Genomic DNA, 24,398 nt, shown 5'->3' on the forward strand with positions numbered 1-24,398 from the left:
AATTTTGGGCAGCACATCGCTGCCCTTATTTTTTGGTGAATTTATAAAATGGAAAAGAAAAATATATATGATGCAATTATAATCGGCGGCGGTGCATCGGGACTTATGTGTGCAATCACAGCAAGGAAACATGACCGTTCAAAGAAAATTGCAATAATAGAAAAAAATGACAGATTAGGCAAAAAGCTGATGTCAACAGGCAACGGCAGATGTAATCTGACAAATCACTGTATATCTCCCGATAAATATGTCGGTTCTTTCAAAAAGCAGAGTAAAAAAATTTTTGAAAGATTCAGCGGTGATGAGATGGCGAATATTTTTAAAAACTTCGGTCTTTTAAGTTTTTACGATAACGAGGGCAGATATTACCCGATAAGCAAACACGCCGCATCTGTTCTGGATGTTCTGCGCTTACAGGTTGAAACACTCGGAATAGATGTTTTCACAAAACAGAATGTCAATTCTATAAAAAAAGTTTCAAACGGTTTTAAAATTTCGTCTGATGACAGCGAAAAAAAGTACGATTTCATATGTAACAAGCTTGTGATTGCAAACGGTTCAAAAGCCGCACCTAAGCTTGGCGGAAATGCAAGTGCAATTGATTATCTTAAAAATTTCGGTCATAAGGTTGTTTCGTTCTCCCCTGCTTTATGCCCTGTTAAGGTTAAAAGCAATGTTCTGAAAATATTAAAAGGTCTGAGAGTTACGGGCAAGGCACAGTTATACGGTGAACACGGTCGATTAATCAAGGAAGAAACAGGCGAAATTCAATTTACCGAGAATTCGTTGTCGGGAATTTGCGTATTCAATCTTTCATTATTTGCTAAACCGAACGACAAAATAGTGCTTGATTTATTGCCCGATTATTCGGAAAATGAGCTGATTAAAATAATCAAACAACATATATCATTGTTTTCTGATTTGCCGTGTGAACAGCTTTTGACAGGAATTTTTCAGAAGAGAATCGGACAGGCAATTCTGAAAATCAGCCGAGTTGATTTGTCAAAGATTTGTTCCAAGCTTTCAAAAGACGAAGTATCGGGAATTTGCAAAACAATAAAATCGATGTCATTTACAGTAAGCGGAAAAGAGGATTTCTCACACGCACAATGTGCTTTGGGCGGTGTTTTAGGCAAAGAGATTGACGAAAACACTATGATGAGTAAAATTGTGAAAAATCTTTTTATATGTGGTGAGGCAATTGACCTTTGCGGTGAATGCGGAGGATTTAATCTTCATTTTGCATTTGCCGGAGGAATTATTGCAGGAGAAAATTTATGATCAGAGTGAACAATATACATTTAAGCCTTGACTACGATGATAAATCGGTTCGCAAGGCAGTTGCCCAACAGCTGAGGATTGAAGAAAAATCCATAAAAAGCTGTAAGATTTTTCGCAGATCGGTTGACGCAAGAAAAAAGGATAATATCTACTTTCTTACAACCGTTGACGCTGAACTTAATATCAACGAGGAAAAGGTATGCAAAAAGTGCGGTAACGCTCAAATTGCGAGAAAGTATGAATATAATCAAATGAAATTTGGCAATGCACCCTCCCCCATTGTTGTCGGAGCAGGTCCGGCTGGATTGTTTGCGGCACTTATTCTGGCAAGAAGCGGTGCAAAGCCAATTCTTATTGAAAGAGGTCGTGACGTTGACAGGCGAACTGCCGATGTGAACAGGTTCTGGACAAGCGGTAAGCTTGACATAACTTCAAATGTTCAGTTTGGTGAAGGCGGTGCGGGAACATTTTCTGACGGCAAACTGAATTCAGGTACAAAAGATATAAGACAACGCAAGGTGCTTGAAGAATTTGTAAGCCACGGCGCACCTGATGAAATTCTCTATAACGCAAAGCCGCATATCGGAACGGATATGCTAAAAGGAACAATAAAAAATATCCGCAACGAGATTATTGAACTCGGCGGAATGGTTATGTTTGAAACGAAGCTTGTTTCAATGGCTTTTAGTGATAACAAGCTAAAATCTATAACCGTTGAAACGGCTAACGGCGATGAAATTATAGAAACAGACAATGTTATTCTTGCAATCGGTCACAGTGCAAGGGATACTTTTGAGATGCTTTATGATTTAAAGTTGCCGATTGAGGCAAAGCCTTTCTCGGTAGGAGCAAGAATCGAACATCTTCGTGAAAAAGTTGACAAGGCACAATACGGCAGGTTTGCGGGCAATAAAAAACTCGGCTCGGCAAATTATAAGCTAAGTACGCACCTTGATAACGGACGGGGTGTGTATACATTTTGTATGTGTCCCGGTGGCAAGGTCGTCAATGCATCAAGCGAAGAAAACAGACTTTGCACCAACGGTATGAGTGAATTTGCTCGAGATGCCGATAATTCAAATTCAGCGTTGCTTGTAGGAATAAACCCGGATGATTATGAATCCGACCATCCGCTTGCCGGAATGTATTTGCAGAGAAAGCTTGAATCAAAAGCATTCGTTGCCGGCGGTGAAAATTATAATGCACCCATACAAAGAGTTGACGATTTTCTTAATAACAGAAAATCAACTCACCTTGGTGATGTAAAGCCGAGTATCGGTCCGAATTATGAGTTTTCAAATCTGAACGAGATTTTGCCTGAATATGTCAGCACTTCAATGGCTCAGGGCATTGTGAAAATGGGCAGAATGTTACACGGATTTGATGACGGTGACGCTGTTTTGACCGGCGTTGAGAGCAGAAGCTCTTCTCCCGTCAGAATAATGAGAAAAACAGATACACTCGAAAGTGTACTTATTGAAGGACTGTATCCGTGCGGTGAAGGTGCAGGTTATGCAGGCGGAATTATCTCCGCCGCAGTTGACGGCATTAAATGTGCCGAAAAAATTATAGAAAAATCGGATAAATAAACCTCCGAAATCAATCGGATTGTGAAACGCCCCCTAAAGGTCAGAGCAAAAAACTGACTTTTAGGGGGCATATCATTGTTTAGAGGCGGTTTATTTTGTATTGTGATTTAAACAAATAACAGTACCGCCCCGACAGTAAAAATCAAAACAGCAAAATGCGCTTGATTGTGCGGGGCGGCTCTTAGATAAACTTGTTAAATTTTACTTGGAGTATTTACTCCACTGTCCGTTTGAGTAAATCATATTTACATCGGGGATTTTTAAGTCACCTGTCTGTGCTGAACCGTTATTGAATATAGCATATTCTGCACCATTCGGAAGTTCAAATCTGTAGGTGTTATTACCTATACTTTCCATAGCCTTGCCGGGCCAGCTCATATAAGTCGAATCTGTTGAACTCCATGCATAGACATTTACTGTTGACCAGTTTTCCGTATTATTGAAATAAACATAATTCTTCGTCTGAATTGAAGTCGGTTCGGTTGTTGGCTCTGTGACATTTGTTGTAGGCTGGGTGGGTGCAACATTTTCTGTGTAAGTACCGCAGTATGAGTCTTCAACAATAAGCTTAACGATATAAGCCTGAATCATAGTTGCGTCTTTTACAGAAATAACAGAATCCTTGTTTACATCAGCCGCAATGAGAGCCTCATCGCTTAAAGTCGATATGCAAGCAATGTATCTTTGAACCTCTGTTGAATCACAGACTGTAATTGTTCCGTTTAAATCAACATCACCGATAAGAATTCTGTTTGAAGGCTCTGTTACCGGCTGAGTTGTAGACGGCTGTGTTGTAGCAGGCTGAGTTGTGGTAGGCTGTGATGTGGTAGACTGAGTTGCGATTGTAGTAGGACGGACTGTCGTGGAAGGAGCTGTTGTCGGCTGAGTGGGTTTTACAGTCGAATAGTTCTGCCAAGAACCGTTGCTGTAAATTTTATTACCGTCTGCAATCCTGAGGTCATCTGTCTGACTGTCACCGTTGTTGAAGATTACATATTTTGCACCGTCAGGCACTTCAATATCAAAAATATTATTACCCTTGTCGGTCATTTTCTTGCCCGGCCACGATGTCATTTCTTTATTATCATCACTCCAGAAATATGCATTGACCTTAGACCACTTGGTTGATGAGTTATCATAAGCAACAACCTTTACGGCATTCGGGTCTACCTTTGTGTATGTATATGTTTCCGGATCGGATGTTGTCTTGCCGTCGCTTGCTTTTACTGTTACTGTGGTTACAGTATCGTAAGCAAGGTTTGTACCGATTGTAATTTGCTGACCGTTTGTGTAGTTTACAAATGCACCGTCATCAATTGAATACTGAGCATTTTTTGCATTCTTGCAATTGAGCGTAAGTGTGAGCTCATCTGTATTGTAGTTTGTTGAACCAGGATTTACTGACGCTGAAGGTCCTTCGGGTTCGGCATCATAGACTACTGCTATACCTGATGAACCTATTGTACCTGAAATGGTGCTTGATGTAATTGTAAATGTATTGCCTGAAACAGCGTCCGTATATGTACCGGGTTTTGCGTAACCGCCGCCGTTTTCTACCGATACCTCGCCGCTTCCGCTGCCTTTTACGATAACAGCACCGCCGTCTTTACGGGTAATTACAGAACAACCGTCTGACACGGTGTAGTAATCGGCTTTGCCGTCCATTGCATTATGGAACTTATTAATTTGGGCAACCTCACTGCTGGTGAAATGAGTTGAGCCTTTTTCTCCCATTTTGATACTTTCTTTGTTAGTTGAAGAAGGACGGGAAAAATAAAGAGCAGTAACTTTATTACGGCTTGCCGCAACCGCATATGCACGGTCAATAACATTCTGACTCATTTCATTTGAAAAGCCCCAGTCTTTGTTGTTTGACCATGTATCATGGCTTTCACCCCAATAAAGAAGCTTATCGTTTGAAATGCCTTTTTCACTCCAGTTTCCGCTTGAAGTAGGAGCTTTGCCCGAATTAAACGAATCACGGAGTTCTTTACCGTAGTTACTGTCTGTGACAGAAATATAATCGGTATACTCTTTCATAATGTCTTCATTGCCTGTCGAACGGTCATCGGGACCACCGAGAATTTCGCCGTAGTTATAAAGGCCGTACTGTGTTACCGATTTCCAGAAATCGTCGCCCTCACTCGGAACGCCAATGTGTTTTGCAGCGTCCCAACGAAGTCCGTCAACACCTACCGACTTGAGTTCCTGAACATAGTTGCAGACTTTTTGCTGAACATATGGATTTTCGGTTGCAATGTCCGGCATACCAATCGAGCCGTGTGTTACCTGCCAACGGTTTTTCCAGTCAATACCTCCGCCGAAGGTATGCCAATACTCGGATGGCTTTAAATCGTTGTCTATGTTGTTGTGATCGCCTCTCAAATGGTTAGCGACAACATCGACAATAATCTTAATCCCGTACTTTTCTGCCTCATCACAAAGCGACTGAAGTTCAGCCTTTGTGCCGACACCATTTGTTCCGATACTGAATGAAATTGGCTGATATAACCAATACCAAGTACCTGTTCCGTTTGGCTGTGCCGGAGAAGTCTGTATACTTGTAAATCCGGCTTTTGCAATTTTAGGCAATTCAGCCTTAATATCGTTATAAGTCCAGTCAAAACAATGTAAAATTACACCGTCCTGAATATTATCTTTGAGTTTGTACTTATTAGCCGATACGGTTGGCGAGCTTTCTGCCGCCTGAACACCGAGTGAACCGGATACAAAGGCAGATAGGCTTGCCGACAGGATGCTCACGCTCAATATTGCGCTGAGTATTTTTGATTTTGTTTTCAAATTTTTACACACCTTTCAAATTAATTTCAAAACTCTACTATGTGTCGAATCAGTCAGCTGAAACTAATCAAATTAAATCAATTTCAATAGATTTCAGCATAAAGCAAAGTACAATAAATAGCAGCATAAATGCAATGCATTTTTAAATTAATTGCAAATGTGCATAATATTTGTACAAATTGCTAAAATTCGACAATAATATTAAAGCACCCATAAAAGGTGCCTTAATATGCGACTGTGTCTGTAAGCCGGGTTTTGTCGTGAACAGCCATCTATCTTGGCAGACCGTTACCGAATCTGCTCGATGCCACCTCCTAAGGACACGCCGAGCAAGCGTATAATGTCCTACCACGGTGTTGCTTCAAATAGGGTTTACACGGCAGAGCAGTCTCCTGCCCTCCGGTGAGCTCTTACCTCACCTTTCCATCCTTACCATATAATGGCGGTAATTTTCTGTTGCACTATCCCTGGAGTCGCCTCCGGCGGCCGTTAGCCGTTATTATTGCTCTGTGAAGCCCGGACTTTCCTCGCACAGTACCTTTCGGCAGCTGCTCGCAGCTGTTCAACACACTCGCACATTTATTTTATACCTTTTTTGTACAAAAGTCAAATGAATTTTGTGATTTTTACTTGATATAACGGCTTTTTAGGGGTATAATGAAAGGGAATTAATTATAAGGAGTTACCGATATGGATATCAGAAAAGAATCACTCAAAAAACACTATGAGTGGAACGGTAAGATTGAAGTTGTTTCAAGAGTTCCGATTAACTCGGCTGAAGACCTCTCTCTTGCCTATACTCCGGGTGTTGCAGAACCGTGTCTTGAAATTCAGAAGGACTATGACAAGTCTTTTGAACTCACAAGAAGAAACAACCTTGTTGCCGTTGTAACCGACGGTACAGCTGTTCTCGGTCTTGGTGACATAGGTCCTGAGGCAGGTATGCCTGTTATGGAGGGCAAATGTGCGCTTTTTAAGGAATTCGGCGATGTTGACGCATTTCCTATTTGCGTAAGAAGTAAGGATGTTGACGAAATTGTAAACGCAATTTACCTTATCAGCGGTTCATTCGGCGGAATCAATCTTGAGGATATTGCCGCTCCGAGATGCTTTGAAATTGAAAAGAAACTCAAAGAGAAGTGCGATATTCCGATTTTCCACGATGACCAGCACGGTACTGCCGTTATTGTTGCCGCAGGTCTTATCAACTCACTCAAGCTTGTTCACAAGAAGCTTGACGAAATCAAGGTTGTTATGAACGGTGCAGGTGCGGCAGGTATTGCAATTGCAAAGCACCTTCTTAATATGGGTGTAAAGGACATTACGCTTTGCGACAGTAAGGGTATTATCTGCAAGGGTGATCCGAGACTTAACGCTGTTAAACAGGAAATGGCTGAAATTACTAACCTTTCTCACCTTGAAGGTTCGCTTGCAGATGCAATGAAGGGTGCTGATGTATTCCTCGGAATTTCTGCCGCAGGTTGCGTAAGCGAAGAAATGGTTAAGTCAATGGCTAAGGATCCTATCCTTTTTGCTATGGCTAATCCGACTCCCGAGATTATGCCTGACATTGCTAAAAAGGCAGGTGCGGCTGTTGTAGGTACAGGCAGAAGTGACTTTCCTAACCAGATTAATAATGTACTCGCTTTTCCGGGTATTTTCAGAGGTGCTCTCGACTGCCGTGCAAGCGATATTAACGAAGAAATGAAAGTTGCCGCATCTTTTGCAATTGCTTCACTCGTGAGCGACGAAGAACTTAATGCAGATTATATTCTTCCCGAGGCATTTGACAAGAGAATCGGTAAAACTGTTGCTGAGGCTGTTAAGAATGCCGCTGTTGAGACAGGCGTTGCAAGAATCTGATAAAGATTTGCAAATAAATATTTTAAGAGAAAGAAAAAGAGGAAAACAATGAAAAAGACAGTTACTTTATTGGTACTGATTTCAATGCTGTTCTCCACTGTTTTTCTGTTCACCGGATGCGGTGATTCATCGGTTAAGGAAATTAAGACTGCCGATGATATCAAAGGAGCGTCCGTAGGTGTTCAGACAGGTACAACCGGCGATACTTTTGTATCTGACTATGAGGCTGACGGCACCAAGGTTATGCGTTACAGCAAGGGTGCCGACGCTATCGTAGCTCTTACACAGAATAAAATCGACTGTGTTGTAATTGACAGTGAACCGGCAAAGGAATTTGTAAAAGCAAATGCAGGACTAAAAATTCTTGATGAACCTTTTGCGGAAGAGCAGTATGCAATCTGCATTTCAAAGGAAAATCATGAACTCACCGAAAAAATCGACAAAGCTCTTGCAGAGCTTAAAGACGAGGGCGTTCTGGACAAAATCAAAAGCTATTACATAGAGGGTAATACCGATACCGTACCCTATGAATCACCTAAGGATATCAAGTATGACGGTGAACTTCATATGGCTACGAACGCTGCTTTTCCACCGTATGAATATGTTGAAGGCGGTAAAATTGTCGGTCTTGATCCGATGATGGCTACAGCAATCTGTGACAAGCTTGGTAAAAAACTTGTTATTGATGATATGGAATTTGATTCTGTTATCACTGCTGTTCAGACCGGCAAAGACGATTTCGGTATGGCGGGTATGACCGACACACCGGAAAGAAGAAAAAATATCGACTTTTCAACTTCATATGCAAACACAACTCAGGTTATTATCGTAAACGACAGTGCATCAGGCAGTTTGTTCGGCAATCTCGGTGAAAGCTTTAAAAACACATTCATCACAGATAACAGATGGCAGCAGCTTTTAAGCGGTTTGCTTGTAACCCTTGAAATCACATTGTTTGCAGGTATTATCGGTGTTATTATCGGTTTTGTCATTGCTCTTGTAAGAGCTACTCACGATATTCAGCTTGACAAGAGAAAATGCAGGAGCTTCGGTGATTGTGTTCTGAAATTCTTTAATGTGATTTGCAACATCTACATTACTGTTATCAGAGGCACACCTGTTGTAGTTCAGTTGATGATTATGTATTACATTATTCTTGCATCTGTAAGAAACGGTATCTTTGCCGCAATCATTGCATTTGGCATGAACTCTGCCGCTTATGTTGCAGAAATTGTTCGTTCGGGCATTATGGCTGTTGACATCGGTCAGACTGAGGCAAGCCGTTCACTCGGTTTTAACAACAGACAGACAATGACAATGGTCGTTCTTCCGCAGGCAATTAAAAATGTTCTTCCTGCACTCGGCAATGAAATTATTACACTTCTCAAAGAAACTTCGGTTGCAGGTTATGTTGCACTTGCAGATATCACATATATTGGTAATATGATTCGTTCAAGAACTTACGAGGCATTCTTCCCGCTTATTACGGTTGCATTGATTTACCTTGTAATTGTACTTGTGCTTTCGTACATCCTCAGAAGATTTGAAAGGAGATTGAAAAAGAGTGAAAGATAACGCATTAATCTCCGTAAGAGGACTTGAAAAATCATTTGGTAAGGATATTCAGGTTCTTAAAGGTATTGATATTGACATTTTTAAAGGCGATGTAGTTGTTGTTCTCGGTCCTTCAGGCTCGGGTAAGTCAACTTTTCTCCGTTGCCTTAACAGACTTGAAGAACCGACAGGCGGTCACATTTTCTTTGAGGGTACCGATATTACGGATCCAAAGGTTAATATAAATGTTCACCGTCAAAAAATGGGAATGGTGTTCCAGCAGTTTAACCTTTTCCCCCACAAGACTGTTATTGACAACCTTACAATGGCTCCTGTCAAGCTTCTTGGCAAGAGCAAAGATGAGGCTAAAAAAGACGCTATGGATCTTTTGGAGCGTGTAGGACTTGCCGAAAAGGCAAACGCATATCCAAATCAGCTTTCAGGCGGTCAGAAACAGCGTATTGCAATTGTAAGAGCACTTGCGATGAATCCCGATGTTCTCCTTTTTGACGAGCCGACATCTGCACTTGACCCCGAAATGGTCGGCGAAGTTCTTGATGTTATGAAAGAGCTTGCCAAGGCAGGTATGACAATGGTTGTTGTTACTCACGAAATCGGCTTTGCAAAGGAAGTTGCAACCGATGTTGTTTTTATTGACGACGGTGTTATCAAAGAAAAGAACAATCCGCAGGAGTTCTTCAATAATCCGCAGGACGACCGTTTAAAGGAATTTTTATCAAAGGTTCTTTAATTTTAAACAAAAATCAGAGGATTTCAGTTTTCGCTGAAATCCTCTTTTTTAATTACTTATTTATTTGATTACCGTAAATATATTCTTTGGCTTTTGATATGAGTATTGATTTTTTGTTTGGGACATTTGCATCTACTACAAGCATTAGAAGATAATCGAGAATATTTCCGACATCTCTTCCCTCTTTTACGCCAAGGTTTAAAACATCTTTACCGTTGATATCAAGCTGACTCATCTTAAAACATTCGTTATCTTTGATTATTTCATTAAGATGTATTTTAGCCGTTTTAAGATATCCGAGCTTTTCTTCTCGCTGATATTCAGACTGGGCAGATATATCGGCATATTCGACCTCTAACAACTGCTTTGTAAGGTCTGTACCGAGTACATTCATAACCTTTTTCATAAGCTTTTTACTGCCGTTAAAACGGACATCATGATATTCAATAAGCAGAAGAGTTTTGTTAATAAAATCAGACGGTAATCTTAGTCTGTGCAGAATTCTGTCTGCAATTTTTTTACTTTCAAGCTGATGTCCCTGAAAATGCGATTGACCGCTGTTGTCGGTGGTTTTAACAGAAGGCTTGCCGATGCCATGCAGAAGCATTGTCATACGAAGTATGGGATTCGGCTCAATTGTACCGAGTGCAGTCAGGGTATGTTGCCATAAATCATACGAATGATGAATGTTGTTCTGATTGAAATTGAACATAACGGTAATTTCAGGGATAATAACAGCAATCGTTTCTCGGTAAGCGTCAAGAATTTTTACGGCATCCTTACCGCAGATGAGCTTTAAAAATTCCGAAGTCACACGCTCTGTTGCAATGTTTTTTAGCAAGTCTGCATTTTTAAATATAGACTTTGATGTGTTCTCTTCAATTGAAAATCCGTAAACAGAGGCAAAGCGTAATGCCCGCAAGATTCGCAGAGCATCCTCGTTAAAGCGTGTATCGGGATTTCCGACACAACGGATAATTTTATCTTTAAGATCATTTTTACCGCCGTATGGATCGACAAGACCGTATTCAGCGTTATATGCCATTGCATTTACCGTAAAGTCACGGCGTTGCAAATCTTCATTTATGTTTCGTGTAAAGCTTACGCTGTCCGGATGACGGTTATCGGAATAATCACCGTCAATACGGTAGGTTGTGATTTCATAGACTTCACCGCCGCATACAACGGAAATTGTGCCGTGTTTGATACCTGTATCAAAAGTATGATAAGCCTCAAAGCATTTTTTTGTCTGCTCGGGCAAAGCGTTTGTACAAATATCTGTATCATGCGGAGTCAATCCTAGAAGATAATCACGAACACAACCGCCTACTATAAAAGCCTCATAACCTTGATTATTCAGTTGTCTGATTAATTTTTCAGCGTTTTTGTTTATTTGCATTTCTTTTTGCAGTCAGTTTAAGATGACTTTCCTTTTTGAATTTTTCTATATAGTGCTGTGCTACATTGTAGAGTACATTAAATACAACAAATGTGCCTACAGCAAAGATTACAAGCAATATGATGTTTTCAAATGTAAGCGGTGCAAGTGAGAACAATCCGCCGAAGAAGATTGAACCGATTATTATTCCTGCGGAACATCCGATGACCATAACGGCTATGAGCGGATTGAACGGGATTGATAATCTGATTACAAGCAGCATACATGAAAATGCAGTAAGATATACGCAGAGAGTTGAAAACTGTGCCTGTGGCATATCTGTCATATACTTTAAAATTGCGAGTAATATTGTATCTGCCGAAATACAAAAAGCTGTTGGGAGTGATCTTGCTATTATATTTACGGTGAAATTACCTTTTACTATATCTTTATTCGGTTGAAGTGCGAGAACCAATGAAGGCAATCCAACCGTTAATGCACCGACAAGCGTAAGCTGTATCGGTTCAAAGGGATATCCTGTGCGGAAGAATATGAAGAAAATTGAGAGTATAACCGAATAAATCGTCTTAACAAGATAGAGTGCAGAGCTTCGTTCAAGGTTATTGATTGTTCGTCTGCCCTCTGCCACAACGCTCGGCATTGCGCCAAAGTCATTATTAACAAGTACAAGCTGTGACACATTTCGTGCGGCATCACTGCCTGACGCCATAGCTACGGAGCAATCCGCCTCTTTGAGTGCGAGAACATCATTTACTCCGTCACCTGTCATAGCAACCGAATGTCCGTGCTTTTTAAGGGCAACCACAAGCTTTTTCTTTTGAGCCGGAGTTACTCTGCCAAACACATTACAACGCTCTGCCGCATCTTCAAGCTCTTCATCTGTTGTTACGGTTGACATATCGATTGCATTTTCTGCACCCTCAATTCCTGTATCAATTGCAATATTTTTAACAGTTTTAACGCTGTCGCCTGAAATTACCTTTAAGGTGACCCCTTGTTCCTTAAAATATTTTACCGTTTCATTTACATTATCACGAAGTTTATCCTTGATAAGAATGAGTGCAAGCGGTTTTAAATCATCAGGCAATGAGTCTTTGTCCGGTTCACTATCGCTTTCAGCAAGAACAAGGATTCTGACGGTTTGATTTATCTTTTCAATCTCAGAATACACCTCGGAATACTTTTCTCTGCTTTTTAAAATACATTCAGTCGCACCGACTATGTAGGTCTTGCCGTTTTCAAATGTACCGCCCGACCATTTTGTTTCAGACGAAAAATCGCAGAATTTACTGCACTCATACGGTGAAACGGAATCCGAATAGTCACGCAGTGCATACAAAGTTGCATTCAGTTCATCGGACGCTTTTACAATTGAAGAAAGTGCTTTCTTGATTTTATTTTCATCAGCCCCAAACGGAATAACACCTGTTACCGTCATTTCGTCTGTTGTAAGCGTTCCCGTTTTATCAAGACAAAGCACATCGACTCTTGCAAGTGTTTCAATGCAATACATTTCTTGTACAAGAACCTTTTTAGATGAAAGCCTGATAATTGATACTGCAAGAACAGAACTTGTAAGAAGAATCATTCCCTTTGGAATCATACCGACAAGCGACGCAACAGTGCTGATTACAGCAGACTGCAATGTTGCATCGGGCAGGGTGAATTGTCGAATGAAAAATGCAATGCCAATCGGGAAAAGTACAAATGTACAGATTTTGATAATGAAATTGAATGACTCCATAATCTGAGAATTTACTTTTTTAATATATTTGGCTTCGTTATTTATCTTAGCGGCATAGCAATCGGCTCCGACCTTTACAGCCTGAGCATAGCATTTTCCTGCCGCAATAAAACTGCCCGAGAGCAGTTCATCTCCGACATTTTTTTCAATGAGATTTGATTCGCCTGTAAGCAAACTTTCGTTGACTCTGCAGTTGCCGTCGCATACAATGCAGTCGGCAGGAATCTGGCTTCCTCTTGAAAGCACAAGAATATCATCAAGAACAATCTCATCTTTACTTATTTCTGCAATTTTACCGTTTCTGAGAACATTGATTTTTTTCTCAGACAAAATAGTCAGCTTGTCAACGCTTATTTTGGAACGAATTTCCTGAACTATACCTATAATTATATTTGCGATAACAACACCGATAAAAAGCATATTCTTGTGTGAACCCACAAAAATCAGTGCCGCAAGCAAAATTACATTTATAAGATTGAAAAGCGTAAAAATGTTATCACAAAATATTCTTTTGATTGATTTAGTTTTAATATTAGTTGAAATATTTACCTTTCCCTCATCTATACGCTTTTGAACTTCGGAATCGGTAAGACCGACAAGGTTAGAATTTATGTTTTCCATATATACCTCATAATAAGAAAATGATATAATTTCAGAAAATAATTTACAATGCACGGCTGTTTATCGCCTTTTCGGAAAATCCTCTGCCAGTAACATTTTTAATATTTTCATCAACGCACTAATTTATATTATAAATGCAAATCATAATAAAGGCAACGGAAAGAAGGTGAATTTTTTGCGAAAATTTAAAGAAATTATATCAGTTGCCCTGATTTTCACATTATTATTTACTGTTTCGACTTTTTCGCCTTATGCCGCTGATGATAAAAATGAGGTTTACATTGGCGGTGAGGCTTTCGGAGTTAAATTTTATGCTAACGGAGCAATGATAATCAAGCTTGAAAGCTACTACGACGGTGAAAAATATGTTTGCCCCGCAAAAGACGGCGGACTTAAAGTAAACGATATTATAAAGAAAGTAAATAATACAAAGATCAGCACAAATGAAGAATTAAAGTCTGAAATTGAAAAATCAAACGGCAATGAAATTACTGTTGAAATTGACAGAAACGGCAAAACCGAAAATAAAACCGTTTTGCCGATTAAAAATACCGTGGGAGTATATCTCCTCGGTGCGTGGGTTCGTGACAGCTGTGCAGGCATCGGAACTATGACCTATTATGATGACAGCAATAATTATTTTGCCGCACTCGGTCATGGAATATGCGACTGTGACACGGCTGCTTTGTTACCGTTAAAATCGGGAGAAGCGGTTCGGGCTGAAATCAGCGGCATTGAAAAAAGCGTCTGCGGTAAAGCCGGCAGTTTCTGCGGATATTTTACCGATGTAAAGTTTGGTAATTTGAGCGTAAACTCCCCTTTAGGAATTTTCGGAGATTTAACGAATGGAAATTATAAAAGAAACAAGAAATATCTGATTGCAAATAACGATGAGGTAAAAACAGGAAAGGCTGTTATGGTAACAACGCCTGTCGGAGATACGCCGCAGGAATATGATATTGAAATCAAAAGAATATGCAACCGTGATATGACATCAAATGAAAATTTTGTCATAAAAATAACCGACAGCAGATTGCTCGAAAATTGCGGCGGTATTGTACAGGGTATGAGCGGCAGTCCGATAGTTCAAAACGGCAAAATTATTGGCGCTGTTACCCATGTTTTTCTGAATAATCCAAAAGAGGGTTACGGTGTATTTGCACAATATATGGCAAATCGCTACAATAATCAACACTAAATATATGATGGTTTGTTCATTTTTGATTTACTAACGCAAAATATAAAACTTTTTTCTCAATTTTTTAAAAAAGTTTTATGGAAGGTATTGCCATCTTTACCATTTTGTGGTAATATTAGTACAACAAAAATTACTGGGGGAAATCACAATGAACAACAAAATAAAACTAATCGTAACCGATGACGCTTCCGAATTTACGCAGGAAAATCTTAATATCTTACAGGGTAAGAATATTTCCGTGATTTTCTGCGCAAAAGACGGAGAAGAATTGTGCGATAAAATTAAAAGAGAAAGCCCTGATGTTGTACTGATGGATTCTTTTATGACAAGGCTTGACGCAATCGGTGTTATGAGAAGCATTACACGAGAAAGCACGAAAGTGCCTGTTTTTATGGTATATTCCTCTTTTCACAGTCCTGTTCTGGAGCGTGAAATTATGAATTCTGGCGCATCGTATTTTGTGTTGAAGCCGTATAACATTTCCGAATTAAGCACTATTATCAGCGATTTATCGGATTTGAGCAAGAAAAACAATTTTGGCAGAGGCAGAGTTATCGACGCTTTCGGAATTGAAATGAAAGTGACCGATATTCTCCATGAAATAGGAGTTCCGGCTCACATCAAAGGCTATCACTATCTGCGTGATTCAATCATTATGTCTGTTGAGCATCCTGAAATTATCAATGCCGTGACAAAACAGCTCTATCCGTCGGTTGCCAAAAAGTACGAAACAACCTCTTCACGGGTTGAAAGAGCTATAAGACACGCAATTGAGGTTGCATGGGATCGAGGTGACATTGATGTTCTGAACTCATATTTCGGATATACAATTCACAACGACAGAGGTAAGCCCACAAACAGCGAATTTATTGCCATGATTTCTGACAAATTAAGACTGCAGATTAAAAATGCAGGCTGAAAAAAGAGCCGCTCGTAATGAGTGGCTCTTAATATATTATTTAGTTTTGCCGATATCGTGTCTGTAATGAGCGCCTTCAAAGGAAATTTTTTCTACTGCTGCATATGCCTTTTCAAGTGCCTCATCAAGTGTATCCGCTGTTGCAGTAACACCGAGAACTCGACCGCCGTTTGTATAGAACTTTCCGTTTTCGTACTTAGTGCCGGCATGATAAACGATTGCGCCATCGACACCGCCGTTATCATTAAGACCGAACATCTCTATACCCTTTTTGTATGAAACAGGATATCCGCCGCTTGCCATAACAACACAAGCCGCAGCACCGTTGTCCCATTCAATGTCAAGGTCGGAAAGCTTTTCGTCAATAACAGCCTCACAGATATCTACAAGGTCAGTTTTAAGTCTTGGAAGAACAACCTGAGCCTCAGGATCGCCGAAACGGGCATTGTATTCAATAACCTTTGGACCGTTCGGTGTAATCATAAGTCCAAAGTACAGACAACCCTTAAAAGGTCTACCCTCTTTATTCATCGCCTCAATTGTAGGGATAAAGATTGTATCCATACATTCCTTGGCAATCTCATCTGTATAATACGGGTTCGGGCTGATTGTGCCCATACCGCCTGTGTTAAGACCTTCGTCATTATCAAAAGCACGCTTGTGGTCTTTTGAGCTGACCATAGGTTTTACGCACTTACTATCTGTAAATGCAAGAACAGAAACCTCGGGACCTGTAAGAAACTCTTCTATAACGATATTGTTACCTGAGTCGCCAAACTTCTTGTCCTCCATAATTTCTTTGACTGCTTCAATTGCCTCATCAACAGATTGAGCAATAATTACGCCCTTGCCGAGTGCAAGACCGTCAGCTTTTACAACAACGGGAGCGGTATTTTCGTTTTTTATATAGTCAATTGCTTTCTGAGCGTCATTGAATACTTCATACTTTGCAGTAGGTATGCCGTATTTCTTCATGAGATTTTTTGAGAAAACCTTTGACGCCTCAATAATAGCGGCATTTGCATTAGGGCCGAATGCTCTGATTCCAGCCGCCTGCATAGCGTCAACCATACCGTCAGCAAGCGGATCATCAGGAGCTACAAAAACGAGGTCAATTGCATTGTCCTTTGCAAACTTAACCATATTTTCTTTATCCATAACTCCGATATTAACAAGCTCGGCATCTCTTGAAATACCGCCGTTGCCGGGAGCGCAATAAAGCTTTGTGCATTTAGGACTTTCAAGAAGCTTTTTAATTAAAGCGTGCTCTCTGCCGCCCGAACCAATCATTAAAATTTTCATAACTGCACCTCTATCAGTGATGGAAAAGACGAATACCCGTAAATGACATTGTCATATTGTACTTATTGCAGGTTTCAATAACATTATCATCACGAATTGAACCGCCGGGCTGTGCAACAAATTTAACACCTGAACGCTTTGCTCTTTCAATGTTGTCACCGAATGGGAAGAATGCGTCAGAACCGAGTGAAACACCGTCAAATGTTGCAAGCCAAGCCTTTTTCTCTTCCTTTGTAAGAGGTTCGGGCTTAGTTTTAAAAAACTGCTGCCATATACCGTCAGCAAGCACATCCTCATAATCATCAGAGATGTAAACATCAATAGTGTTATCTCTGTCGGGACGGCGGATGTTGTCAACAAACGGGAGGTTCATAACCTTCGGATGCTGTCTGAGATACCAGATATCAGCCTTATTGCCAGCAAGTCTTGTGCAGTGAATTCTTGACTGCTGACCTGCGCCAACACCGATTGCCTGACCGCCCTTTGCGTAGCAAACAGAATTAGACTGAGTATATTTAAGAGTAATAAGAGCAACAAGAAGGTCACGCTTAGCTTCCTCTGTAAAATTCTTATTATCTGTTACAATGTTCTGAAGGAGCATTTCTTCGTCAATTTTGAGTTCATTTCTGCCCTGTTCAAATGTAATGCCGAAAACATCCTTATGCTCAATAGGAGCAGGAACATAGTTCGGGTCGATTTTTACGACATTATAGTTGCCTTTCTTTTTTGACTTGAGGACTTCAAGAGCCTCAGGAGTATAGTCAGGAGCAATAATACCGTCAGAAACCTCTCTCTTGAGGAGGATTGCAGTCTGAATATCGCAAGTATCGGAAAGAGCCACCCAGTCACCGTATGACGACATTCTGTCTGCACCTCTTGCCATTGCATATGCGCTTGCAATCGGAGAAAGTTCAAGGTCATCTACAAAGTAGATTTTCTTGAGTGTGTCAGAAAGCTCTGTTGCAACTGCCGCACCGGCAGGACTTACATGCTTGAATGATGCAGCCGCAGGAAGACCTGTTGCCGCTTTGAGTTCCTTTACGAGCTGCCATGAGTTAAATGCATCAAGAAAGTTGATATAACCGGGTTTGCCGTTGAGAACCTCAACAGGAAGATCTTTGCCGTCCTGCATGAAAATTCTCGAAGGCTTCTGATTCGGGTTACAGCCGTATTTTAAAGCAAGTTCGTTCATTGGATTCATCCTTTCCGAAAAATAAATTACTTGTTTTTATTGATAATTCTTGACTCTGCCTTATTTGAAGCAATGTCAATATAGCGTACAAAAAGTGAAACCTTGTTATCCTCATTGAGAGAATTCCAGATTTTCTCGGCAAATGTGTCAATATCATCGTTACCGATTTCTACGAGTGTAGGTTCACCCTCAAAGCTCGGAAGCGGATTGCCGTCACTCATATATGTGTGAATGAATCTGCCAAGACCGTTTATCGGCTTGTCATATGTAAATGTGTATCTTTCGCAACAATCGGGATTGCCGTCTGCACTTTTGAGAATTGACATTGCATAGTTCATCTTGCCGTTTTCACACTCAACGATACCTGAAATTCGTGGAGTGTAGTTAGGACCGTCAGGCTCAAATTCTCTTGTTGTGAGTGACTGTTCAAATGTCTGACCTTCATTCATAAGGTCATAAACAGTATCTGTCTGGTCACCGTTAGTAACGATGGTTTTGTTGCCGAGAACTCTTACGGGAGAATAGATGATAAGTGACGGATCAACAAGCTTTGACGGATCAAAAGCCTGAGTTTTGATGCCGTCCTCGGTTTCTGCAAACACTCTGTTTCTGCTGTTTTCGCTTCTGCCCATAATGAAGTATGCAATAACAGCCTTTGAGCCGTCTGCACTTTTGCCGATTACAATGCCTCTGCCCGGATATGAAGTTGAAGCAATGTCATTGTAAAGTGATACAGGTTTCATATTTTTCCTCCGTTAGTCAAGAATTTCGGTTTTATTGTCTTTTACTATAATTTTATCTTCGCAGAAAAGCGAAACCGCCCTTGGAAGAATCTTCCATTCAGCCTGTTCCATAACTCTTTTCTGAAGAATTTCGGGTGTGTCGCCGTTCTGAATTTCAACGGCTTTCTGAATGATAATGGGACCGCCGTCGCACACTTCGTTTACAAAATGTGCGGTAGCACCCGTTACCTTGACGCCTCTGTTAAGAGCCTCCTCATGAACTCTGAGTCCGTAATAGCCCTCGCCGCAGAACGACGGAATAAGCGACGGATGGATATTGATTATTCTGTTTTCAAAAGCAGAAATAAACTGCTTTCCGAGAATTGTCATAAATCCTGCAAGAACAACAAGGTCAACATCATGGGATTTCAAAAGCTCGGTTACAGCAGAATCATACTCATCAAATTCGGCGTAGTCTTTTCTTCTGATAACCTCAGTTGCAATCGAATTGTTTTTTGCTCTTTCAAGTGCATAAGCGTTTGGATTTGAGGACACAACAAGAGAGATTTTTCCGTTTTTAATCTCTCCCCTGTTCTGAGCGTCAATAAGTGCCTGAAGATTTGTGCCGCCGCCCGACACAAGAACTGCAATATTTTTCATTATTCAAACACTACTCCGTCATTACCGCTGATTACTTCACCGAGTACAACAGCGTCTTCACCGTTAGCCGCAAGAACTTCAAGAGCCTTGTCTGCCTCTTCCTTGGCAACGGCGATTATCATACCTACACCCATATTGAATGTGTTGAACATATCGTGCTCTGGAATATTACCTACTCTCTGCATAAGCTTGAAAATAGGAAGAACAGGAATATTGTCCTTTTTGATTTTGGCAGAAAGACCATCTGTAAGCATACGGGGAATGTTTTCATAGAAACCGCCGCCCGTGATGTGTGATACAGCCTTTACATCAACCTTTTCCATAAGAGCGAGAAGAGGTTTTACATAAATTTTTGTTGGAGTGAGCAATGTTTCACCGAGAGTTTTGTCAAGCTCAGGATACTCGGCATTGATTGTTTCCTCGTTGATATCAAAGATTTTTCTGACAAGCGAAAAACCGTTTGAGTGAACACCCGAAGAACGGAGTCCTAAAAGTACATCACCCTCGCAAAGCTTTGAACCGTCAATCATCTTTGGCTTGTCTGCAATACCAACGCTGAAACCTGCAACATCATATTCATCAACAGGCATAAGGCCCGGATGCTCTGCAGTTTCACCGCCGATAAGAGCACAGCCGGACTGAACACAGCCTTCTGCAATGCCTGATACAATTTCAGCTACCTTTTCGGGATAGTTCTTGCCGATTGCGATATAATCGAGGAAGAAAAGAGGTTTTGCTCCACAGCAAATTACATCGTTTACGCACATTGCAACTGCGTCAATACCGATTGTGTCATGCTTGTCAAGAAGAAAAGCAAGCTTGATTTTTGTACCTACACCGTCAGTACCGCTGACAAGTACAGGCTCTTCCATATCTTTGAAATCAGGGGCAAAAAGTCCGCCGAAACCGCCGATGCCTGAAATAACACCGTCAATTTTTGTGCGTGCCACATGCTTTTTCATAAGCTCTACAGACTTATAGCCTGCTGTTACATCAACACCTGCCGCTTTGTAGCTTTCGGAAAAGCTGTTGTTCATTGTAATCACTCCGTCACTTTCTGTTAATTTTTTTAGCGTATTTATCTACAAAGATTGTTCTCGGAATTTCAGCGTCATAGCTGCCCGTGAAACAACCGTCACAGAATTCTATATTTGCACCCTCAGCAATTTTTCTGAGACTGTTTATACTGAGATAACCAAGTGAATCTGCACCGATATATTCACAGATTTCACTTGTTGTCAACTTGTTTGCAATAAGACTTTCTTTATCGTGAATGTCCACACCGAAGTAGCACGGACATATAAACGGAGGTGAGCTGATGAGCATATGCACCTCGGCAGCTCCTGCCTCACGCATAAGACGAACAATATGCTTTGATGTTTCGCCTCTGACGATTGAGTCATCAATAATAACAACTCTCTTGCCTTTAACATTAGCCTTCAAAGCAGTAAGTCTTGTTCTGAGAAGTCTTTTCTTTTTATCTTTACCCGAGCCTACTGTTCTGCCGATATATTTGTTTTTGACAAAACCTGTGCTGAACGGGATACCCGAAGCCTTTGCGTAACCCTGTGCGGCAATAAGTCCCGAATCGGGAACACCGCAAACCATATCTGCCTCAATCGGGAACTCGTCATAAAGAAGTTCACCGGCTCTGAATCTTGCATTATGTACGCAGACACCGTTGATTACGCTGTCCGGTCTTGCGATATATACATATTCAAAAAGGCAGAATGATGTTTTATCGGGCAAAAGCTTTAATTTGTAGCTGTGAAAGCCTTCTTCGTCAACTACTACCATTTCACCCGGCTCAACATCACGGACAAATTCACCGCCGAGGCTGTCGATAACACAGCTTTCGGAAGTGAAAATCCAGCTGTTTTTGAGTTTGCCGATACAGAGCGGACGAAATCCGTGCATATCACGAAAGCCGATAAGACGGCTCGGTGCGCAAATTACAGTTGAGTAAGCGCCCTTGAGCTTTCTCATTGAAGAAAGAACAGCATCTTCAAGCGTGTCTGTTACACATCTTTCGGTTGCAATAACATAAGCCATAATTTCAGCATTAGAATTGGACTGAAAAACAGCACCGCCTGTTTCAAGCTCCTGTCTTATTTCATTGAAGTTTGTAATTGAGCCGTTGCTTGCAATACCGATTGAACCCTGAATATATCGCATAACAAGCGGCTGGTTAGATGCACGGTCGAGTGATTCCGATGAAGTATAACGGACATGACCGACTGCAATCTTACCGTTTGGAAGTTTTTCAAGTGCTTTGGGTGTAAAAATCTCGGACACCATGCCGAGTTCCTTGACAGTTGTAAATTCACCGTCTTTATTCACGGTGATACCTGCGCTCTGCTGTCCCCTGTGCTGAAGGCTGTAGAGTGCGTCATTTGCGGCGGCAACAACATCTATATCGTCATCATTACGGTAAATACCGAACACACCGCACTCGTCATTTACTTTGTCAAGTTTTGTGTCAATATCTACATAGTTCTTAATCAAAGCTCTGCCACCTTAGCCTGCATTGCCTTGTCTTTTTCGGCAACGCCTTTTTCCATATCAGCTTTCATATTTTCAAGCTTCTCTGCAAGAGAATCGTCGGAAAGTGCGAGCATTTCAACGGCAAGAATTGCAGCGTTAGCCGCACCGTCAACTGCTACTGTTGCAACCGGAATTCCTGTAGGCATCATAACCGTTGCGAGAAGAGCATCCATACCGTCAAGCTGAGCCGACTTACATGGAATTCCTATCACAGGAAGGGTTGTTTTTGCCGCAAGAACACCTGCGAGATGTGCCGCCATACCTGCTGCGGCAATGATTACGCCAAAACCGTTCTTTTTAGCCTCTGCCGAAAACTTAATTGCCGCATCGGGAGTACGGTGTGCACTCATTACATGAACCTCATACTCTACGCCAAATTCTTTGAGTTTACTGACAGCCTTTGATACTACGGGAAAATCACTGTCGGAGCCCATAATAATTGCAACCTTCTTCATAATTACTCATAGCCTTTCCGCCCACTTGATAAATTGCCGCAAAAACCGTGCCGTGGGCAGACAAAGTCAGGACAAATATGCCAATTTATGCTTTGAATCGACATAAATAAAGCATTACTAATTAATTATATAAAAAAATCGGTTAAAATTCAATAGTCAGGCGAAATTATTTTTAAAATACCGCCAAAAAGCAAAAAGTGACTGTGCAAAGCATAGCCACTTCATGATATTAATTAATCTCGGAAACATCTTTTCCCTGTTCGATTTTCATGCCGTTATCGGGATCTGTAGCATCAAGATACGGTCTTTCGTTGGAAATTATGCCCTCGTTTGTAACTCCCGCCTCTGCAGCCTTTTTCATACCCGGAAAAAGAAATTCCATCTTTTCATTATCGAATTTTTCATCGAGATATTCTTCAAAGCTGTTTGACGCAGGTACTCCCTCTGTTCTCTGAGTCCATCTTGCCGTAGCTGTTACGGACATAAAGCCGTTGAATGCCATGAATACAATCAGAAATGTTGTAATAATTGCACCTGCTCTTTTAGGGATTTTTTCAATAAGCTTTGCTGTCCACGGATACAGATAACGCACCCAGACAAGACCGAGGAATCCCCAGATAAGGGCATACATAAGATTAGTTCTGCCGTCAAGGTTAAACGGAGTGTCACTGTAGTCCCATGAAACCGTGCCGAACATCTGCTCCTGCAACCACGAACAGAAATACTCAAAACCTGCTCCGACAAAAGCACTTATCACAAAAACAAGCGTATCATTAAGCTTGTAAAGCTTATACAAAGCGGCTGTCAGAAAACACGCACCGCCGCCGTAAACAGGAATAAACGGACCGTAAACCATGCCGACACGCATTTCAAAATGTCCGTCAACGCAGAATGCCCATATTGTTTCAAGAATCGTGCCGATGAAAGAACCGATCACAAACAGATAAAAAAGCTTTGTAAAACAGAATCCGTAAGCAAACGGCTTGTCCTCTTTGCTTTCAAAGGTTTGTGTATATTCTTTCATATTATCCTGCTTAATCTCCTCAATTTTAGCATTAATTTGCTTTACATAAGCCATATGAGTGAGATCGGGATAAGCGTGTGCAAGTCTTTTTCTTAAAATATTTTCTGTAAAAAGTCGGTTATAGTTTTCTTCAAGTTCCTGAATTTCAACCTCTGTTGCACCTTTATCCATAAGCTCAGAAGAATTTTTAAGCTTTGCAATTCTTCTGAGCAGACGGATTGTTGTTATCATTGAAAAAACGTAATCAATTACAATAATTCCGCAGAAGCAAAGAACAAGAATAAGACTTACCCAGAAAGGAATTGCTTCAACGGCTGTGCGAAGCACCGGAATTATCAATCCGACAAGCAGCATACCGAGCAATCCGAGGAAAAGTGCATAAGGAAAAGTTATATAATTGCCTATGCTGAATTTCGACGAAGAAAAATCCCATGGCTTGAATTTGAGAGTTTTTTCTACAAGCACACCAACCACAACCATAAGTGCAGATAATATCAGAGTTGAACCGATGAATAAAATCAGCTTGCTGTTTTCAAACGGTTTTAGTGCCGTATAACAAATAACAGCCGAAAATCCGTACATAGGGCAAAACGGTGATGTCAGAAAACCGTTGTTACTAAATTTTTTCTCAAGAAGAAGCGAACGGAAACTGCTCGCCACCCAGCCAAAAAACGAGAAAATTACGAAGTACCACAACAGGTCGAGTAAAAATTGCATTTCCTATCCCCCACAATTTTATGCAACAAATCGGACACAGAATTCTGTGCCCGAAAAATTG

General features: G+C 40.9%; 18 protein-coding genes and 1 other RNA gene. 7 read left to right on the forward strand and 12 right to left on the reverse strand.

All coding sequences use genetic code 11. The features are described 5' to 3' along the window. Window positions 1-48 precede the first annotated feature (48 nt). Window positions 49-1,281, forward strand: coding sequence for an aminoacetone oxidase family FAD-binding enzyme (locus WMO31_RS03560; protein WP_303829952.1), 1,233 nt, complete (start codon window positions 49-51; stop codon window positions 1,279-1,281). Then, on the forward strand, window positions 1,278-2,870 hold the full coding sequence (locus tag WMO31_RS03565) for an NAD(P)/FAD-dependent oxidoreductase (protein WP_303829950.1): 1,593 nt from the start codon (window positions 1,278-1,280) through the stop codon (window positions 2,868-2,870). Before WMO31_RS03560 ends, WMO31_RS03565 begins: the two co-directional genes overlap by 4 nt. Window positions 2,871-3,071: 201 nt before the next feature. On the opposite strand, the gene WMO31_RS03570 is transcribed toward WMO31_RS03565, so the two are convergent. Beyond that, on the reverse strand, window positions 3,072-5,672 hold the full coding sequence (locus tag WMO31_RS03570) for a starch-binding protein (RefSeq protein WP_367999213.1): 2,601 nt from the start codon (window positions 5,670-5,672) through the stop codon (window positions 3,072-3,074). A 228-nt stretch (window positions 5,673-5,900) separates the two neighbouring features. Further along, an RNA gene (gene rnpB / locus WMO31_RS03575) (RNase P RNA component class A) lies at window positions 5,901-6,246 on the reverse strand. A gap of 116 nt (window positions 6,247-6,362) precedes the next feature. On the opposite strand from rnpB, the gene WMO31_RS03580 reads away from it, so the two are divergent. The 3 genes from WMO31_RS03580 to WMO31_RS03590 are packed head-to-tail and all read left to right on the forward strand — an operon-like array spanning window position 6,363 to window position 9,840. Further along, window positions 6,363-7,535 carry an NAD(P)-dependent malic enzyme gene (locus WMO31_RS03580; protein ID WP_367999214.1) on the forward strand — a complete coding sequence of 391 codons (1,173 nt, stop codon included), beginning with the start codon at window positions 6,363-6,365 and terminating at the stop codon, window positions 7,533-7,535. A gap of 48 nt (window positions 7,536-7,583) precedes the next feature. Next, window positions 7,584-9,110, forward strand: coding sequence for an ABC transporter substrate-binding protein/permease (locus WMO31_RS03585; protein WP_304017984.1), 1,527 nt, complete (start codon window positions 7,584-7,586; stop codon window positions 9,108-9,110). Next, window positions 9,100-9,840 (forward strand): amino acid ABC transporter ATP-binding protein, encoded by a 741-nt coding sequence (locus WMO31_RS03590; RefSeq protein WP_021883029.1) that lies wholly within the window; start codon window positions 9,100-9,102, stop codon window positions 9,838-9,840. The genes WMO31_RS03585 and WMO31_RS03590 overlap by 11 nt, the downstream gene beginning before the upstream one ends. A gap of 52 nt (window positions 9,841-9,892) precedes the next feature. Here WMO31_RS03590 and WMO31_RS03595 read toward each other — a convergent pair whose 3' ends face one another. Beyond that, the gene (locus WMO31_RS03595; RefSeq protein WP_367999215.1) at window positions 9,893-11,239 is read right to left on the reverse strand and encodes a CCA tRNA nucleotidyltransferase; all 1,347 of its coding nucleotides are present in this window, start codon (window positions 11,237-11,239) and stop codon (window positions 9,893-9,895) included. Beyond that, window positions 11,217-13,604 (reverse strand): HAD-IC family P-type ATPase, encoded by a 2,388-nt coding sequence (locus WMO31_RS03600; RefSeq protein ID WP_367999216.1) that lies wholly within the window; start codon window positions 13,602-13,604, stop codon window positions 11,217-11,219. The genes WMO31_RS03595 and WMO31_RS03600 overlap by 23 nt, the downstream gene beginning before the upstream one ends. A 175-nt stretch (window positions 13,605-13,779) precedes the next feature. On the opposite strand from WMO31_RS03600, the gene spoIVB reads away from it, so the two are divergent. Then, window positions 13,780-14,802, forward strand: coding sequence for a SpoIVB peptidase (spoIVB, locus tag WMO31_RS03605; RefSeq protein ID WP_187299881.1), 1,023 nt, complete (start codon window positions 13,780-13,782; stop codon window positions 14,800-14,802). A 148-nt stretch (window positions 14,803-14,950) separates the two neighbouring features. Beyond that, complete coding sequence (spo0A, locus tag WMO31_RS03610; RefSeq protein ID WP_367286174.1) at window positions 14,951-15,721, forward strand: sporulation transcription factor Spo0A; 771 nt, start codon at window positions 14,951-14,953, stop codon at window positions 15,719-15,721. A gap of 36 nt (window positions 15,722-15,757) precedes the next feature. Here spo0A and purD read toward each other — a convergent pair whose 3' ends face one another. From purD to WMO31_RS03650, 8 genes are all read right to left on the reverse strand, one after another. After that, window positions 15,758-17,023: a phosphoribosylamine--glycine ligase gene (gene purD / locus WMO31_RS03615; RefSeq protein WP_367999217.1), complete on the reverse strand. Its 1,266-nt coding sequence runs from the start codon at window positions 17,021-17,023 to the stop codon at window positions 15,758-15,760. A 13-nt stretch (window positions 17,024-17,036) separates the two neighbouring features. After that, window positions 17,037-18,215, reverse strand: a complete 1,179-nt coding sequence (locus WMO31_RS03620; RefSeq protein WP_117950870.1) for a phosphoribosylaminoimidazolecarboxamide formyltransferase — start codon at window positions 18,213-18,215, stop codon at window positions 17,037-17,039. Between the two features lie 26 nt (window positions 18,216-18,241). Then, window positions 18,242-18,958 carry an IMP cyclohydrolase gene (locus tag WMO31_RS03625; RefSeq protein WP_015523912.1) on the reverse strand — a complete coding sequence of 239 codons (717 nt, stop codon included), beginning with the start codon at window positions 18,956-18,958 and terminating at the stop codon, window positions 18,242-18,244. A gap of 12 nt (window positions 18,959-18,970) precedes the next feature. Then, window positions 18,971-19,597: a phosphoribosylglycinamide formyltransferase gene (gene purN / locus WMO31_RS03630; protein WP_367999218.1), complete on the reverse strand. Its 627-nt coding sequence runs from the start codon at window positions 19,595-19,597 to the stop codon at window positions 18,971-18,973. Next, a complete protein-coding gene (gene purM, locus WMO31_RS03635; protein ID WP_367999219.1) occupies window positions 19,597-20,634 on the reverse strand; it encodes a phosphoribosylformylglycinamidine cyclo-ligase in 1,038 nt (345 codons plus the stop codon). Before purM ends, purN begins: the two co-directional genes overlap by 1 nt. A 13-nt stretch (window positions 20,635-20,647) precedes the next feature. Next, window positions 20,648-22,102, reverse strand: coding sequence for an amidophosphoribosyltransferase (gene purF, locus WMO31_RS03640; RefSeq protein ID WP_303663338.1), 1,455 nt, complete (start codon window positions 22,100-22,102; stop codon window positions 20,648-20,650). Continuing rightward, window positions 22,099-22,596 carry a 5-(carboxyamino)imidazole ribonucleotide mutase gene (gene purE / locus WMO31_RS03645; protein WP_046432059.1) on the reverse strand — a complete coding sequence of 166 codons (498 nt, stop codon included), beginning with the start codon at window positions 22,594-22,596 and terminating at the stop codon, window positions 22,099-22,101. Before purE ends, purF begins: the two co-directional genes overlap by 4 nt. A 229-nt stretch (window positions 22,597-22,825) precedes the next feature. Continuing rightward, window positions 22,826-24,337 carry a putative ABC transporter permease gene (locus WMO31_RS03650; RefSeq protein WP_367999220.1) on the reverse strand — a complete coding sequence of 504 codons (1,512 nt, stop codon included), beginning with the start codon at window positions 24,335-24,337 and terminating at the stop codon, window positions 22,826-22,828. Window positions 24,338-24,398: the final 61 nt, after the last annotated feature.

Source organism: Ruminococcoides intestinale, assembly GCF_040095935.1.
GTDB classification, from domain to species: domain Bacteria; phylum Bacillota; class Clostridia; order Oscillospirales; family Acutalibacteraceae; genus Ruminococcoides; species Ruminococcoides intestinale.

Excerpts from the sequence above, each read along its gene's own strand:
- WMO31_RS03595 (WP_367999215.1), bottom strand. The coding sequence starts at position 11,239 with ATGCAAATAAACAAAAACGCTGAAAAATTAATCAGACAACTGAATAAT.
- WMO31_RS03625 (WP_015523912.1), bottom strand. The coding sequence starts at position 18,958 with ATGAAACCTGTATCACTTTACAATGACATTGCTTCAACTTCATATCCG.
- spo0A (WP_367286174.1), top strand. The coding sequence starts at position 14,951 with ATGAACAACAAAATAAAACTAATCGTAACCGATGACGCTTCCGAATTT.
- purM (WP_367999219.1), bottom strand. The coding sequence starts at position 20,634 with ATGAACAACAGCTTTTCCGAAAGCTACAAAGCGGCAGGTGTTGATGTA.
- WMO31_RS03560 (WP_303829952.1), top strand. The coding sequence starts at position 49 with ATGGAAAAGAAAAATATATATGATGCAATTATAATCGGCGGCGGTGCA.
- WMO31_RS03565 (WP_303829950.1), top strand. The coding sequence starts at position 1,278 with ATGATCAGAGTGAACAATATACATTTAAGCCTTGACTACGATGATAAA.
- purD (WP_367999217.1), bottom strand. The coding sequence starts at position 17,023 with ATGAAAATTTTAATGATTGGTTCGGGCGGCAGAGAGCACGCTTTAATT.
- WMO31_RS03620 (WP_117950870.1), bottom strand. The coding sequence starts at position 18,215 with ATGAACGAACTTGCTTTAAAATACGGCTGTAACCCGAATCAGAAGCCT.
- purN (WP_367999218.1), bottom strand. The coding sequence starts at position 19,597 with ATGAAAAATATTGCAGTTCTTGTGTCGGGCGGCGGCACAAATCTTCAG.
- WMO31_RS03580 (WP_367999214.1), top strand. The coding sequence starts at position 6,363 with ATGGATATCAGAAAAGAATCACTCAAAAAACACTATGAGTGGAACGGT.
- WMO31_RS03600 (WP_367999216.1), bottom strand. The coding sequence starts at position 13,604 with ATGGAAAACATAAATTCTAACCTTGTCGGTCTTACCGATTCCGAAGTT.
- WMO31_RS03650 (WP_367999220.1), bottom strand. The coding sequence starts at position 24,337 with ATGCAATTTTTACTCGACCTGTTGTGGTACTTCGTAATTTTCTCGTTT.
- WMO31_RS03585 (WP_304017984.1), top strand. The coding sequence starts at position 7,584 with ATGAAAAAGACAGTTACTTTATTGGTACTGATTTCAATGCTGTTCTCC.
- purE (WP_046432059.1), bottom strand. The coding sequence starts at position 22,596 with ATGAAGAAGGTTGCAATTATTATGGGCTCCGACAGTGATTTTCCCGTA.